Source organism: Sodalis sp. RH19 (genome assembly GCF_047324215.1).
Classification (GTDB): Bacteria; Pseudomonadota; Gammaproteobacteria; order Enterobacterales; family Enterobacteriaceae; genus Acerihabitans.
This window is the reverse complement of record NZ_CP178734.1, coordinates 4,350,105-4,363,827: the sequence shown is the minus strand read 5'-3', so window position 1 is coordinate 4,363,827 and position 13,723 is coordinate 4,350,105. Positions and strand designations below refer to the sequence as shown.

The window sequence follows — 13,723 nt, the reverse complement described above, 5'->3', positions numbered from 1 at the left end:
TCGAAACACAAAATACCAAGTCTTGAAGAGTGAACAAACAGTTAATTCATAAGATTAACAGTATGACAATCTTTGAGCATCAAGCTTTTAATTGAAGAGTTTGATCATGGCTCAGATTGAACGCTGGCGGCAGGCCTAACACATGCAAGTCGAGCGGCAGCGGGAAGTAGCTTGCTACTTTGCCGGCGAGCGGCGGACGGGTGAGTAATGTCTGGGGATCTGCCTGATGGTGGGGGATAACTACTGGAAACGGTAGCTAATACCGCATAACGTCGCAAGACCAAAGTGGGGGACCTTCGGGCCTCACGCCATCGGATGAACCCAGATGGGATTAGCTAGTAGGTGAGGTAATGGCTCACCTAGGCGACGATCCCTAGCTGGTCTGAGAGGATGACCAGCCACACTGGAACTGAGACACGGTCCAGACTCCTACGGGAGGCAGCAGTGGGGAATATTGCACAATGGGCGCAAGCCTGATGCAGCCATGCCGCGTGTGTGAAGAAGGCCTTCGGGTTGTAAAGCACTTTCAGCGGGGAGGAAGGCGATAAGGTTAATAACCTTGTTGATTGACGTTACCCGCAGAAGAAGCACCGGCTAACTCCGTGCCAGCAGCCGCGGTAATACGGAGGGTGCGAGCGTTAATCGGAATTACTGGGCGTAAAGCGTACGCAGGCGGTCTGTTAAGTCAGATGTGAAATCCCCGGGCTTAACCCGGGAACTGCATTTGAAACTGGCAGGCTAGAGTCTCGTAGAGGGGGGTAGAATTCCAGGTGTAGCGGTGAAATGCGTAGAGATCTGGAGGAATACCGGTGGCGAAGGCGGCCCCCTGGACGAAGACTGACGCTCAGGTACGAAAGCGTGGGGAGCAAACAGGATTAGATACCCTGGTAGTCCACGCTGTAAACGATGTCGATTTGAAGGTTGTGGCCTTGAGCCGTGGCTTTCGGAGCTAACGCGTTAAATCGACCGCCTGGGGAGTACGGCCGCAAGGTTAAAACTCAAATGAATTGACGGGGGCCCGCACAAGCGGTGGAGCATGTGGTTTAATTCGATGCAACGCGAAGAACCTTACCTACTCTTGACATCCAGAGAAGTTTGCAGAGATGCGAATGTGCCTTCGGGAACTCTGAGACAGGTGCTGCATGGCTGTCGTCAGCTCGTGTTGTGAAATGTTGGGTTAAGTCCCGCAACGAGCGCAACCCTTATCCTTTGTTGCCAGCACGTAATGGTGGGAACTCAAAGGAGACTGCCGGTGACAAACCGGAGGAAGGTGGGGATGACGTCAAGTCATCATGGCCCTTACGAGTAGGGCTACACACGTGCTACAATGGCGCATACAAAGAGAAGCGAACTCGCGAGAGTAAGCGGACCTCACAAAGTGCGTCGTAGTCCGGATTGGAGTCTGCAACTCGACTCCATGAAGTCGGAATCGCTAGTAATCGTGGATCAGAATGCCACGGTGAATACGTTCCCGGGCCTTGTACACACCGCCCGTCACACCATGGGAGTGGGTTGCAAAAGAAGTAGGTAGCTTAACCTTCGGGAGGGCGCTTACCACTTTGTGATTCATGACTGGGGTGAAGTCGTAACAAGGTAACCGTAGGGGAACCTGCGGTTGGATCACCTCCTTACCGAAATAGATACTAATTGTGTAGTGTCCACACAGATTGTCTGATAACTGTAACGAGCAAGAAAAACCTTCTATAGGCTTGTAGCTCAGGTGGTTAGAGCGCACCCCTGATAAGGGTGAGGTCGGTGGTTCGAGTCCACTCAGGCCTACCATTCCTTCCCATGCTGCGTTGCGGCGCCACTCGTTTATTTCAATAAACTTCGTGACCCCACGCCTTGCCTGGAAACGAATGGGCTATCAAGTTGTTCTCCTTTCTAAATGCCATTGCTTTGTAGCTTAATTGATGCACAGCAATTTCAGTGCGGGAAAGAGTCTGGTTGATGTTAAAAGGTTAAACGACTTGGGGCTATAGCTCAGCTGGGAGAGCACCTGCTTTGCACGCAGGGGGTCAGCGGTTCGATCCCGCTTAGCTCCACCATTTCCTGACGGGGATGGGTGGTAAGATTGTCTGGTTTTTCTTATTTATTTCAGAGCACATTGTTACGCAACCGCGTATCAGTATGCTGCGAAATACATGCTCTTTAACAATCCGGAACAAGCTGAAAATTTGAAAAAAACATGCTGAGCAAAATCAGTATGCGATTCTCTCAAAGCAAGCAAACCTAATGATTGCCGTGTCGATGGCAATCTCTGTAGCCCAGGCGAGGGTTTACTCTCACCAGGGTGAGACTGTGCGAACAGTGTCAGGGCAAGGCGCACGGCGCGCAGCCAGCGGAGTGGACTGTATGTCCATGAGCATGGCGAGCACCGCGCAACGATGCCATGGCAGTGTGCAGCCAGTCGCAACACAGACACTTTAGGGTTGTGAGGTTAAGTGAATAAGCGTACACGGTGGATGCCTAGGCAGTCAGAGGCGATGAAGGACGTGCTAATCCGCGAAATGCGCCGGTGAGCTGATATGAAGCGCTATCAGCCGGCGATGTCCGAATGGGGAAACCCAGTGCAATTCGTTGCACTATCATTACGTGAATCCATAGCGTATTGAGGCGAACCGGGGGAACTGAAACATCTCAGTACCCCGAGGAAAAGAAATCAACCGAGATTCCCCTAGTAGCGGCGAGCGAACGGGGAACAGCCCAGAGTCACCATCAGCGTTTGCATCAGGAGAACGGTCTGGAAAGTCCGGCAACACAGGGTGATAGCCCCGTATCCGAAGGTACAAGTGCTGTGAGCTCGATGAGTAGGGCGGGACACGTGATATCCTGTCTGAAGATGGGGGGACCATCCTCCAAGGCTAAATACTCCTGACTGACCGATAGTGAACCAGTACCGTGAGGGAAAGGCGAAAAGAACCCCGGCGAGGGGAGTGAAATAGAACCTGAAACCGTGTACGTACAAGCAGTGGGAGCCTTGATTTATCAGGGTGACTGCGTACCTTTTGTATAATGGGTCAGCGACTTATATTCTGTAGCAAGGTTAACCGAATAGGGGAGCCGTAGGGAAACCGAGTCTTAACTGGGCGTTAAGTTGCAGGGTATAGACCCGAAACCCGGTGATCTAGCCATGGGCAGGTTGAAGGTTGGGTAACACTAACTGGAGGACCGAACCGACTAATGTTGAAAAATTAGCGGATGACTTGTGGCTGGGGGTGAAAGGCCAATCAAACCGGGAGATAGCTGGTTCTCCCCGAAAGCTATTTAGGTAGCGCCTCGTGAATTCATCTTCGGGGGTAGAGCACTGTTTCGGCTAGGGGTCCACCCCGGATTACCAACCCGATGCAAACTGCGAATACCGAAGAATGTTACCACGGGAGACACACGGCGGGTGCTAACGTCCGTCGTGAAGAGGGAAACAACCCAGACCGCCAGCTAAGGTCCCAAAGTCATGGTTAAGTGGGAAACGATGTGGGAAGGCACAGACAGCCAGGATGTTGGCTTAGAAGCAGCCATCATTTAAAGAAAGCGTAATAGCTCACTGGTCGAGTCGGCCTGCGCGGAAGATGTAACGGGGCTAAACCATGCACCGAAGCTGCGGCAGCGGACATATCACTTAAGACAATTGTACGGAAAAAACGATTGACGGAGCGCAGCGACGTCAATGCGTTCATCACGTCGAGTTGACTTAAGGATATGTCCGTTGGGTAGGGGAGCGTTCTGTAAGCCTGCGAAGGTGGCCTGTGAGGGCTGCTGGAGGTATCAGAAGTGCGAATGCTGACATAAGTAACGATAAAGCGGGTGAAAAGCCCGCTCGCCGGAAGACCAAGGGTTCCTGTCCAACGTTAATCGGGGCAGGGTGAGTCGACCCCTAAGGCGAGGCCGAAAGGCGTAGTCGATGGGAAACAGGTTAATATTCCTGTACTGGGTGTGACTGCGAAGGGGGGACGGAGAAAGCTAGGTTCGCCGGGCGACGGTTGTCCCGGTTTAAGCGTGAAGGTGGAAAGAGCAGGTAAATCCGCTTTTTCATTCAACACTGAGGCGTGATAACGAGCCACTACGGTGGTGAAGGAATTGATGCTACGCTTCCAGGAAAAGCCTCTAAGCTCCAGGTCACATCGAATCGTACCCCAAACCGACACAGGTGGTCAGGTAGAGAATACCAAGGCGCTTGAGAGAACTCGGGTGAAGGAACTAGGCAAAATGGTGCCGTAACTTCGGGAGAAGGCACGCTGGCATTAGGTGGAGGGACTTGCTCCCCGAGCTGAAGCCAGTCGCAGATACCAGCTGGCTGCAACTGTTTATTAAAAACACAGCACTGTGCAAACACGAAAGTGGACGTATACGGTGTGACGCCTGCCCGGTGCCGGAAGGTTAATTGATGGGGTTATCCGTAAGGAGAAGCTCTTGATCGAAGCCCCGGTAAACGGCGGCCGTAACTATAACGGTCCTAAGGTAGCGAAATTCCTTGTCGGGTAAGTTCCGACCTGCACGAATGGCGTAATGATGGCCAGGCTGTCTCCACCCGAGACTCAGTGAAATTGAACTCGCTGTGAAGATGCAGTGTACCCGCGGCAAGACGGAAAGACCCCGTGAACCTTTACTATAGCTTGACACTGAACATTGAGCCTTGATGTGTAGGATAGGTGGGAGGCTTTGAAGTGTGGACGCCAGTCTGCATGGAGCCAACCTTGAAATACCACCCTTTAATGTTTGATGTTCTAACTCCGGCCCATAATCTGGGTCGAGGACAGTGTCTGGTGGGTAGTTTGACTGGGGCGGTCTCCTCCTAAAGAGTAACGGAGGAGCACGAAGGTTAGCTAATCACGGTCGGACATCGTGAGGTTAGTGCAAAGGCATAAGCTAGCTTGACTGCGAGAGTGACGGCTCGAGCAGGTGCGAAAGCAGGTCTTAGTGATCCGGTGGTTCTGAATGGAAGGGCCATCGCTCAACGGATAAAAGGTACTCCGGGGATAACAGGCTGATACCGCCCAAGAGTTCATATCGACGGCGGTGTTTGGCACCTCGATGTCGGCTCATCACATCCTGGGGCTGAAGTAGGTCCCAAGGGTATGGCTGTTCGCCATTTAAAGTGGTACGCGAGCTGGGTTTAGAACGTCGTGAGACAGTTCGGTCCCTATCTGCCGTGGGCGTTGGAAGATTGAGAGGGGCTGCTCCTAGTACGAGAGGACCGGAGTGGACGCACCACTGGTGTTCGGGTTGTCATGCCAATGGCATTGCCCGGTAGCTACGTGCGGAAGAGATAACCGCTGAAAGCATCTAAGCGGGAAACTTGCCTCGAGATGAGTCTTCCCTGTGGCTTTAAGCCACCTGAAGGGACGTTAAAGACGATGACGTTGATAGGTCGGGTGTGTAAGCGCAGCGATGCGTTGAGCTAACCGATACTAATGACCCGTGAGGCTTAACCTTACAACACCTAAAGTGTTTGACGCGAAGAGAGCGTTGCCCCAAGGGGCGGCGAGAGGATTTTCAGCTTGTAACGGAAAGTATTAAACACAACCGGTCGAGATATTGACGGGTTGTCAACAACGCGGAGCGTTGGCCTTGCACAGGGGAAATGACAAAATCGCCGGGAGCGATTTTGTACAGCGCACAGCGCTGGCCCGCAGGGCGAGTCTCAGGATGAGACGAGAAATTTGCCTGGCGGCACTAGCGCGGTGGTCCCACCTGACCCCATGCCGAACTCAGCAGTGAAACGCCGTAGCGCCGATGGTAGTGTGGGGTCTCCCCATGCGAGAGTAGGGAACTGCCAGGCATCCAATTGACGAAGCCCTCTGTGAGAACAGAGGGCTTTTTCATGTGCGTAACCCTGGCGGTTCGCTACTCGAGTAAGAGAGTAGGACCACCGGCAAAGCTTTATAAATATATTTATCCCAATATCATCTTTTAATAGTTCATGTAATAAAATTGCTGACATTTTACTAAATACTTCAGATTAAGATTATTATCAACGCGAAATGTGACAATAGACCGGACGGTTGTTTGATTACTGTTTATGGGCTGATCTATATTATGAGACACAATTAAATCAATCAGGATTTTTGTAAAATGATCAATAATCATAGAGACATTAACCACTCAGATTTATTTGGGATATATAATCAGTCACTTCATTCTCATATAAATGCACGTCCGAATGGTCGGATATTGACAGAAGTAAGTAATGTAAGCTTGCCACTGACTAAAGGTGCTAGCGAAAGCACCGATGATGACCCCGATTTGTCAGCGGTATTGTTACGGAGTATGGCGAGTTTAAATGAAGACGTTGTATTAAGGCAAACCATTGACGCCAGTTTGTCCTCCGCTAACCTGCCCTCCGGTGAAAAGGATGATGATTTCCTAAGGGCACTGGCTGCCAGCCAGCAAAGCGCCCTTGAAGATGAGGAGATCAGGCGAGCAATGGAAGCAAGTTTGGCCAGCACTACTTCCGTAGGAAATGGCCGTGTGGGCATGGCAGGGCCTGCAGCCGAGGCAAATAAGAATACGGTACAGCTCGAAACGCAGGCAATGGCCCATCTCAGCGCGATGCCGGCGTTAGAAAAGTTTCTATCTGAAACGGGATACGTTATACGGGATAGTAGTGGTGAGAATAACAATTGCTTATTTCATTCCATTGTCCAGTGTATTTACCACGATAAAGGAATTACCGGCTCTATCGGGCATAAAGCATTTGAGCTGCGTATGTTTTATGATGCAGTAAAACCAGGAAGTGAAAACCAAGGCCTCTTTTTTGATAACAATAATTCCACGGGTAGTAATAGCGGCGACGCCACTTTTATTGTTAATTTAGTCAATCAGGCTCTTGGTGAAAACATCAAGGTTAAATTGATTTCTCCTAATATTGTAGATGACGGTAATCACTACATTACTGAAGGAGAGTACTCTGGCGATGAGGCGGATAATAATAGCCCTGTACGCGAGATTATAATCTTAAATACTCCTGGTCATTATCAATCGGTGGTTAAAATAGCGTAGCACGGCAAATCCAATGTTTCGTAACGGTGATAAAAGGAAATGTTGGGGAAAATGCAGATAGTCTGGTCATGTTTACACTTTTCTTATCATAACGGCCTCATACCCTAAGGGGTAACGGAATCCTGCCCGCCAGATCGGGAAGGCGCTAAAGTTAGTCGCTGAAATCCGTCCCGATCGGGTAAACTAGGCTCAAGAGTGATTAAGAAAGGTTTTTACCATGACAATGCATGGTGTGGCGTTAAAACACCTGAATACCTTTGCCATCGACGCGGTAGCCGCCCATATCGCCACTGCCCATACCGAAACTGAATTGTTGACGCTTTGGCGCGACGCCCAACGGCGGCCTGGAGCGGTACTGCTGCTGGGCGGCGGCAGTAATGTCCTTTTTTTGGAAAATTTTGCCGGCACCGTATTGCTAAATCGCATTAAAGGAATACAGGTCAGCGAAGACAACCATGCCTGGCATCTGCATGTCGGCGCCGGCGAGGACTGGCATGGACTGGTGTCCTTCGCGTTGGCGCAGGACATGGCGGGGCTGGAAAACCTGGCGTTAATCCCCGGCCGTGTCGGGTCTGCGCCCATCCAGAATATCGGCGCCTACGGCGTGGAGCTGGAATCGGTATGCGAATACGTCGATCTGCTTGATCTGAATAACGGCGAGAAGATACGCCTTAGCGCCGCGGAGTGCCGGTTCGGTTATCGCGACAGTGTGTTTAAACACCGTTATCGGGCCAGCTACGCTATCGTGGCGGTGGGGTTTACCCTGGACAAAACCTGGCGCCCGGTGCTTACCTACGGCGATCTTGTCCGCCTGGATAGCCGGACCGTCACCCCGCGCCAGGTTTTTGATACCGTTTGCGCCATGCGCCGCAGCAAATTACCCGACCCCGCCATTACCGGTAATGCCGGCAGCTTTTTTAAAAATCCACTGGTCGGCGCTGAGGACGCACGGCGCCTGTTGCAACGGTATCCCGATGCGCCGCACTATCCGCAGCCGGACGGTAGCGTAAAACTGGCGGCGGGATGGCTGATAGATCGGTGCGACCTGAAAGGCTATGTGCTGGGCGCCGCCGCGGTGCATGCCAAACAGGCGCTGGTATTGATCAATAACGGCCAGGCTGATGGGCGGGCTATCGTCGCGCTGGCGAAACTGGTGCGCAATAGCGTAGCGGAACGGTTTAACGTCTGGCTGGAGCCAGAAGTGCGGTTTATCGCCGCCGGCGGTGAAGTAGACGCGGTGGATACTCTGTCATGAAAGATATCACTGTTCCGCTAAAATTAATCGGGCTGCTGGCCGACGGGGAATTCCACTCCGGCGAGCAGTTCGGCGATTCGCTGGGCATGAGACCGCGCGGCCATCAATAAACATATCCAGACCCTGCGGGAGTGGGGTATTGATGTTTTCACCGTTCCCGGTAAAGGGTATCGCCTCTATGCCCCGCTGCAACTTTTGGATGAGGGGAAAATCCTGTCGCTGCTGCCGCGGGGCGGGGTCACGGTGCTGCCGGTGATTGATTCCACCAATCAGTACCTGATGGAGCGCACCGCCGTCCTGCGCTCCGGCGACGCCTGTGTCGCAGAGTACCAGATGGCGGGACGGGGGAGGCGCGGCCGGCAATGGGTCTCGCCGTTTGGCGCCAATCTCTATCTGTCCCTGTATTGGCGGCTGGAGCAAGGCCCGGCGGCGGCGATCGGCCTTAGCCTGGTGATCGGCATCATCATGGCGGAAGTGCTGCATGAACTGGGCGCGCGCGAGGTGCGGGTGAAATGGCCTAACGATCTCTATCTGCACGATCGCAAGCTGGCCGGCATCCTGGTGGAGATCAGCGGCAAGGCCGGCGATGCCGCGCATCTGGTGATAGGCGCCGGAATTAACCTGGCGATGAGGGAAACGGCCGAGCCGGTCATCAATCAGGGCTGGATTAATTTACAGGAAGCGGGTATCCAGATCGATCGTAACGCTCTGGCCGCGAAGCTCATCAACGGGCTCAGGCTGGCATTGCCGATTTTTGAACGGGACGGCTTCGCCGCGTTCGTAACGCGTTGGCAGGCACTGGATAACTTTTATCATCGCCCGGTTAAGCTGCTGATTGGCGAGCGTGAAATCAAAGGTATTTCACGCGGCATCGATGCGCAGGGGGCCTTGTTGCTGGAACAAGACGGTAAGGTAAAAGCCTACCTCGGTGGTGAAATCTCGCTGCGGGGACTTTGACATGTTCATCCCGCGCGGGGTCATATGGCTACGGCCAATAATGCCGTAACAGACAATCACTGACGATTTATAGGGCGCCGTTTCCTGTTATTTATGGATTACAGCGCGCCCGGACGTTATGGACTATTTCCGCAGCCTGATATTCCCCACTGCGTGATTGGCGCTTTTGGATAAAATCAGACTCGCGCGCTCACGCGTGGGCAGGATATTTTCTTTCAGGTTTAATCCGTTAATTTCTTCCCAAAGCTGGCTGGCAATTTGTACGGCTTCTTCTTCCGTCAGCTTGGCATAATTATGAAAGTAAGAATGCGGATTGGAAAATGCACCCTGCCGAAAACGCAGGAAACGGTTGATATACCAGCTTTTTAGTAAATCTTCCGGTGCATCCACATAAATGGAAAAATCGACGAAATCGGAAACAAAAACATGATGGGAGGCATGCTGATAATCCATGCCACTCTGCAACACGTTTAATCCTTCAAGAATTAATATATCGGGTTGCGAGATGACTTTATTATCTTCCGGCACGATATCGTAGATCAGATGGGAATATACCGGAGCAGTAACTTCACTGGCGCCTGATTTTACTTCGGAAACAAAATTAACCAGGCTGCGCATATCGTAGGATTGTGGGAATCCCTTTTTCTTCATTAATTCCCGTTCTTTCAGTACGCGGTTGGGATATAAAAAACCATCGGTGGTGACCAGCTCGACCGAGCGGTGTTCAGGCCAACGGCTCAGCAACGCCTGTAATACGCGCGCGGTGGTGCTTTTACCCACCGCCACGCTGCCGGCAATGCCGATAACATACGGGATGTGCTGGCCGTTGGTGCCAAGGAACTGTTCCAATACCGCCTGGCGGCGCAGATTGGAGCTGATGTAGAAATTGATTAAACGCGAGAGCGGCAGATAAATTTCCGCCACTTCATCAAGGGAAAGATCTTCGTTAATCCCTTTCAGTTTTATTATTTCTTCCTGGGTTAACGTCAGGGGAACCGTATCACGCAAAGCGGCCCATTGCTGCCGGTTGAACTGAAGATAGGGTGTGGTAAGTGATTGATCACGATTTATCATAAGCTTAGCCAGCCTGTTGCGCAGGTCCAATCGGGGCAGCCGAGCCCACCCGGAACGAAAACAAGCTGCATAGTATAGACAGCTTCGTTAACATCGTAGAGTGTTTTTTCTGCTTAAACCATGGAATCTTGACAATGGGCGGAAGGGTACGGCCCGGGGACACTTGGGTCACAGGTCAAAGATCCGTACCCGCCGCTTATGAGCTTAGCTGGCGATGGCGTTTAGCTGCTGGTTGACGGCGAATAAGCGTTTGTAATAGATAACCGTGGGATGGTAATAACCGTCCGGCGTGCAGGCGTAATCGGGAATTTCACCCAGGCAGCGGTAGCCGAGCGCGCGGTAAAAGGCCTCCGCGGGGGAACCGGATTGGGTATCCAGGTAGAGCAGGCCGCGCTGCAGATCGCGGGCGGTGCGCTCAAGGGCGCCTATCAGCGATTTCCCAATCCCTTCGCGCCTGGCGCGGCTGTGCACCAGGAGTTTTTGTATTTCCGCCCGGTTTTGCCCGTTTGGCTTACGGCATAACTCCAGCTGGATACTGCCGACAATGCCCCGCTCGTCACGCGCAATCCATAACAATAAGTCATTCTTAGCCATGGCGGAGCGCAGGCCGTGGATATAGCCCTCCGCCTCATCCTGGGTCAGGGGATTGGTGTAGCCCACCGAGGCGCCGCGCGCAACGGCGTCCATCAGCAGGCCTGCGAGCTCGCTGCGGTAAACGGGAAGCGTGGCGGCATTCAGCTGTACTATTTTCATGATGTCATCCTCCGGCCGGTGATATCACAGAAACTACGGTATAAATAAAGCAAGACGCGTGCCAGCTGGCGATCATGGCCAACAGAGGCACCGCGCGGGAAGCGGCGATGTTCCGGGCGCCACGGCGGTGCAATAGGCCCATCGTGGTGCAGACTCGCCCTGGCCGGCCGGGGCGCTTCTCTCGGTGCATGAATAACAAACAAATTTGTGAGACATTTTCTAATTTTGGGTATTTTATGAGCGAAAGTGCGATTTACGCGATTTTTTTGTTGCATAGGTCGCCGGCTCTACCTAGAATGCGCTGCACTTGATGCCGGCATAGCTCAGTTGGTAGAGCAACTGACTTGTAATCAGTAGGTCGAGGGTTCGACTCCTTCTGCCGGCACCAACAAAAATCTGGTGGGGTTCCCGAGCGGCCAAAGGGAGCAGACTGTAAATCTGCCGTCACTGACTTCGAAGGTTCGAATCCTTCCCCCACCACCAAATTCGCCGCGGGCAACCAAGGCAATCCCTGATGCAAAGCAACATCATGCGCCAGGGGGAAGGTTGAGAACCTTCGATTAAGGTTCGAGTCGAGCAAAGCGAGACAACGTCGCTTGCGACGGCCCGAAGGGTGAGGAACGAAGTGACGAATAATCCTTCCCCCACCACCAAATTCGCCGCGGGCAACCAAGGCAATCCCTGATGCAAAGCAACATCATGCGCCAGGGGGAAGGTTGAGAACCTTCGATTAAGGTTCGAGTCGAGCAAAGCGAGACAACGTCGCTTGCGACGGCCCGAAGGGTGAGGAACGAAGTGACGAATAATCCTTCCCCCACCACCAAATTCGCCGCGGGCAACCAAGGCAATCCCTGATGCAAAGCAACATCATGCGCCAGGGGGAAGGTTGAGAACCTTCGATTAAGGTTCGAGTCGAGCAAAGCGAGACAACGTCGCTTGCGACGGCCCGAAGGGTGAGGAACGAAGTGACGAATAATCCTTCCCCCACCACCAAATTCGCCGCGGGCAACCAAGGCAATCCCTGATGCAAAGCAACATCATGCGCCAGGGGAAGGTTGAAAACCTTCGACCAAGGTTTGTATGATATGAACCTTTCAACAATCTACAGAAATATCAGGTAGCCGAGTTCCAAGATGCGGGCATCGTATAATGGCTATTACCTCAGCCTTCCAAGCTGATGACGTGGGTTCGATTCCCACTGCCCGCTCCAAATGTGCTGATATAGCTCAGTTGGTAGAGCGCACCCTTGGTAAGGGTGAGGTCGGCAGTTCGAATCTGCCTATCAGCACCACTTCTAGTCTCCCTCCTGATTCACTTTCTGTTAGAAAATAAATTTATCAGGCCTATGTCTGGTTAATGTGGTGATACCACCGATTTATTCGTGTCTTAGAGGGACAATCGATGTCTAAAGAAAAGTTTCAACGTACAAAACCACACGTTAACGTCGGTACTATCGGCCACGTTGACCATGGTAAAACGACCCTGACCGCCGCCATCACTACCGTGCTGGCCAAAGCTTACGGCGGCAGCGCCCGTGCTTTCGATCAGATTGACAACGCGCCGGAAGAAAAAGCCCGTGGTATCACCATCAACACGTCCCACGTTGAATACGACACCCCGGCCCGCCACTACGCGCACGTAGACTGCCCGGGACACGCCGACTATGTGAAAAACATGATCACCGGCGCCGCCCAGATGGATGGCGCCATCCTGGTGGTTGCCGCAACCGACGGCCCGATGCCGCAGACCCGCGAACACATCCTGCTGGGCCGCCAGGTAGGCGTTCCTTACATCATCGTCTTCATGAACAAATGCGACATGGTCGATGACGAAGAACTGCTGGAACTGGTTGAAATGGAAGTGCGCGAACTGCTGTCCCAGTACGACTTCCCAGGCGACGACACCCCGGTAATCCGTGGTTCCGCGCTCAAAGCGCTGGAAGGCGACGAAGCCTGGACCTCTAAAATCCTGGAACTGGCCGAAGCCCTGGATTCCTACATCCCGGAACCGGAACGCGCAATCGACAAACCGTTCCTGCTGCCCATCGAAGACGTATTCTCCATCTCCGGCCGCGGCACCGTGGTAACCGGTCGTGTGGAACGCGGCATCGTTAAAGTGGGCGAAGAAGTTGAAATCGTCGGCATCAAGGATACCGTCAAGACCACCTGTACCGGCGTTGAAATGTTCCGCAAACTGCTGGACGAAGGCCGTGCCGGTGAAAACGTCGGCGTCCTGCTGCGCGGCACCAAGCGTGACGACGTGGAACGCGGCCAGGTACTGGCTAAACCGGGCTCCATTAAACCGCATACCCAGTTCGAATCCGAAGTCTACATCCTGTCCAAGGATGAAGGCGGCCGTCATACGCCGTTCTTCAAAGGCTACCGTCCTCAGTTCTACTTCCGTACCACTGACGTGACCGGTACCATCGAACTGCCGGAAGGCGTGGAAATGGTTATGCCTGGCGACAACATCAAGATGATTGTTAACCTGATTGCCCCGATCGCCATGGACGACGGTCTGCGTTTCGCTATCCGCGAAGGCGGCCGTACCGTTGGCGCCGGCGTGGTTGCCAAGGTTATCGCGTAAGACTGGCGTATAAGTCTTCGAAAGATGTTGAATAACATTTGACGTAGCGCGCAGTAAAAGGGCATCATTTGATGCCTTTTTTCTACGCTGTGACAGAGA

Annotated in this window: 5 protein-coding genes, 6 tRNA genes, 3 rRNA genes, 3 other RNA genes and 1 pseudogene; 16 read left to right on the top strand and 2 right to left on the bottom strand. The window is 52.9% G+C overall.

Features of this window, described 5'->3' with window-relative positions; all coding sequences use genetic code 11:
- Positions 1 to 88: 88 nt before the first annotated feature.
- The 8 genes and pseudogenes from ACL2XF_RS19645 to birA all read left to right on the top strand — a co-directional run bounded on the left by ACL2XF_RS19645 (position 89) and on the right by birA (position 9,211).
- Positions 89 to 1,631 (top strand): 16S ribosomal RNA (locus ACL2XF_RS19645).
- Between the two features lie 74 nt (positions 1,632 to 1,705).
- Positions 1,706 to 1,782, top strand: a tRNA-Ile gene (locus ACL2XF_RS19640).
- Between the two features lie 190 nt (positions 1,783 to 1,972).
- Positions 1,973 to 2,048 (top strand) — tRNA-Ala (locus ACL2XF_RS19635).
- A gap of 390 nt (positions 2,049 to 2,438) precedes the next feature.
- Positions 2,439 to 5,433, top strand: a 23S ribosomal RNA gene (locus tag ACL2XF_RS19630).
- Positions 5,434 to 5,663: 230 nt separating this feature from the next.
- Positions 5,664 to 5,779, top strand: a 5S ribosomal RNA gene (gene rrf, locus ACL2XF_RS19625).
- Together the 16S, 23S and 5S rRNA genes with 2 tRNA genes alongside form the textbook arrangement of a ribosomal RNA operon.
- A gap of 293 nt (positions 5,780 to 6,072) precedes the next feature.
- Positions 6,073 to 6,999, top strand: a complete 927-nt coding sequence (locus ACL2XF_RS19620) for a hypothetical protein (protein WP_413727394.1) — start codon at positions 6,073 to 6,075, stop codon at positions 6,997 to 6,999.
- Positions 7,000 to 7,216: 217 nt separating this feature from the next.
- The gene (gene murB / locus ACL2XF_RS19615; protein ID WP_410012677.1) at positions 7,217 to 8,254 is read left to right on the top strand and encodes a UDP-N-acetylmuramate dehydrogenase; all 1,038 of its coding nucleotides are present in this window, start codon (positions 7,217 to 7,219) and stop codon (positions 8,252 to 8,254) included.
- Positions 8,251 to 9,211: pseudogene (birA, locus tag ACL2XF_RS19610) on the top strand (bifunctional biotin--[acetyl-CoA-carboxylase] ligase/biotin operon repressor BirA). Before murB ends, birA begins: the two are co-directional and overlap by 4 nt.
- 123 nt (positions 9,212 to 9,334) lie before the next feature.
- Here birA and coaA read toward each other — a convergent pair.
- Both coaA and ACL2XF_RS19600 read right to left on the bottom strand, forming a co-directional pair.
- Entirely contained in the window at positions 9,335 to 10,285 is a 951-nt protein-coding gene (gene coaA / locus ACL2XF_RS19605) for a type I pantothenate kinase (RefSeq protein WP_410012675.1), read from the bottom strand.
- A gap of 204 nt (positions 10,286 to 10,489) precedes the next feature.
- On the bottom strand, positions 10,490 to 11,038 hold the full coding sequence (locus ACL2XF_RS19600) for a GNAT family N-acetyltransferase (RefSeq protein WP_413727393.1): 549 nt from the start codon (positions 11,036 to 11,038) through the stop codon (positions 10,490 to 10,492).
- A 312-nt stretch (positions 11,039 to 11,350) separates the two neighbouring features.
- Between ACL2XF_RS19600 and ACL2XF_RS19595 the strand changes: the two genes are divergently transcribed.
- The 8 genes from ACL2XF_RS19595 to tuf all read left to right on the top strand — a co-directional run bounded on the left by ACL2XF_RS19595 (position 11,351) and on the right by tuf (position 13,624).
- A tRNA-Thr gene (locus ACL2XF_RS19595) sits at positions 11,351 to 11,426 on the top strand.
- Positions 11,427 to 11,436: 10 nt separating this feature from the next.
- A tRNA-Tyr gene (locus ACL2XF_RS19590) sits at positions 11,437 to 11,521 on the top strand.
- Between the two features lie 42 nt (positions 11,522 to 11,563).
- Positions 11,564 to 11,691, top strand: a non-coding RNA gene (locus ACL2XF_RS19585) — RtT sRNA.
- A gap of 42 nt (positions 11,692 to 11,733) precedes the next feature.
- Positions 11,734 to 11,861: non-coding RNA, RtT sRNA (locus ACL2XF_RS19580), on the top strand.
- 42 nt (positions 11,862 to 11,903) lie between these two features.
- A non-coding RNA gene (locus tag ACL2XF_RS19575) (RtT sRNA) lies at positions 11,904 to 12,031 on the top strand.
- Positions 12,032 to 12,173: 142 nt separating this feature from the next.
- Positions 12,174 to 12,248 (top strand) — tRNA-Gly (locus tag ACL2XF_RS19570).
- A gap of 5 nt (positions 12,249 to 12,253) precedes the next feature.
- Positions 12,254 to 12,329, top strand: a tRNA-Thr gene (locus ACL2XF_RS19565).
- A gap of 110 nt (positions 12,330 to 12,439) precedes the next feature.
- The gene (gene tuf, locus ACL2XF_RS19560) at positions 12,440 to 13,624 is read left to right on the top strand and encodes an elongation factor Tu (protein ID WP_410012673.1); all 1,185 of its coding nucleotides are present in this window, start codon (positions 12,440 to 12,442) and stop codon (positions 13,622 to 13,624) included.
- The last annotated feature ends 99 nt before the right edge of the window (positions 13,625 to 13,723 follow it).

What these genes read in the sequence shown, in the direction of transcription:
- murB (WP_410012677.1), top strand. Translation starts at nt 7,217, where the DNA reads ATGACAATGCATGGTGTGGCGTTAAAACACCTGAATACCTTTGCCATC.
- tuf (WP_410012673.1), top strand. Translation starts at nt 12,440, where the DNA reads ATGTCTAAAGAAAAGTTTCAACGTACAAAACCACACGTTAACGTCGGT.
- ACL2XF_RS19600 (WP_413727393.1), bottom strand. Translation starts at nt 11,038, where the DNA reads ATGAAAATAGTACAGCTGAATGCCGCCACGCTTCCCGTTTACCGCAGC.
- coaA (WP_410012675.1), bottom strand. Translation starts at nt 10,285, where the DNA reads ATGATAAATCGTGATCAATCACTTACCACACCCTATCTTCAGTTCAAC.
- ACL2XF_RS19620 (WP_413727394.1), top strand. Translation starts at nt 6,073, where the DNA reads ATGATCAATAATCATAGAGACATTAACCACTCAGATTTATTTGGGATA.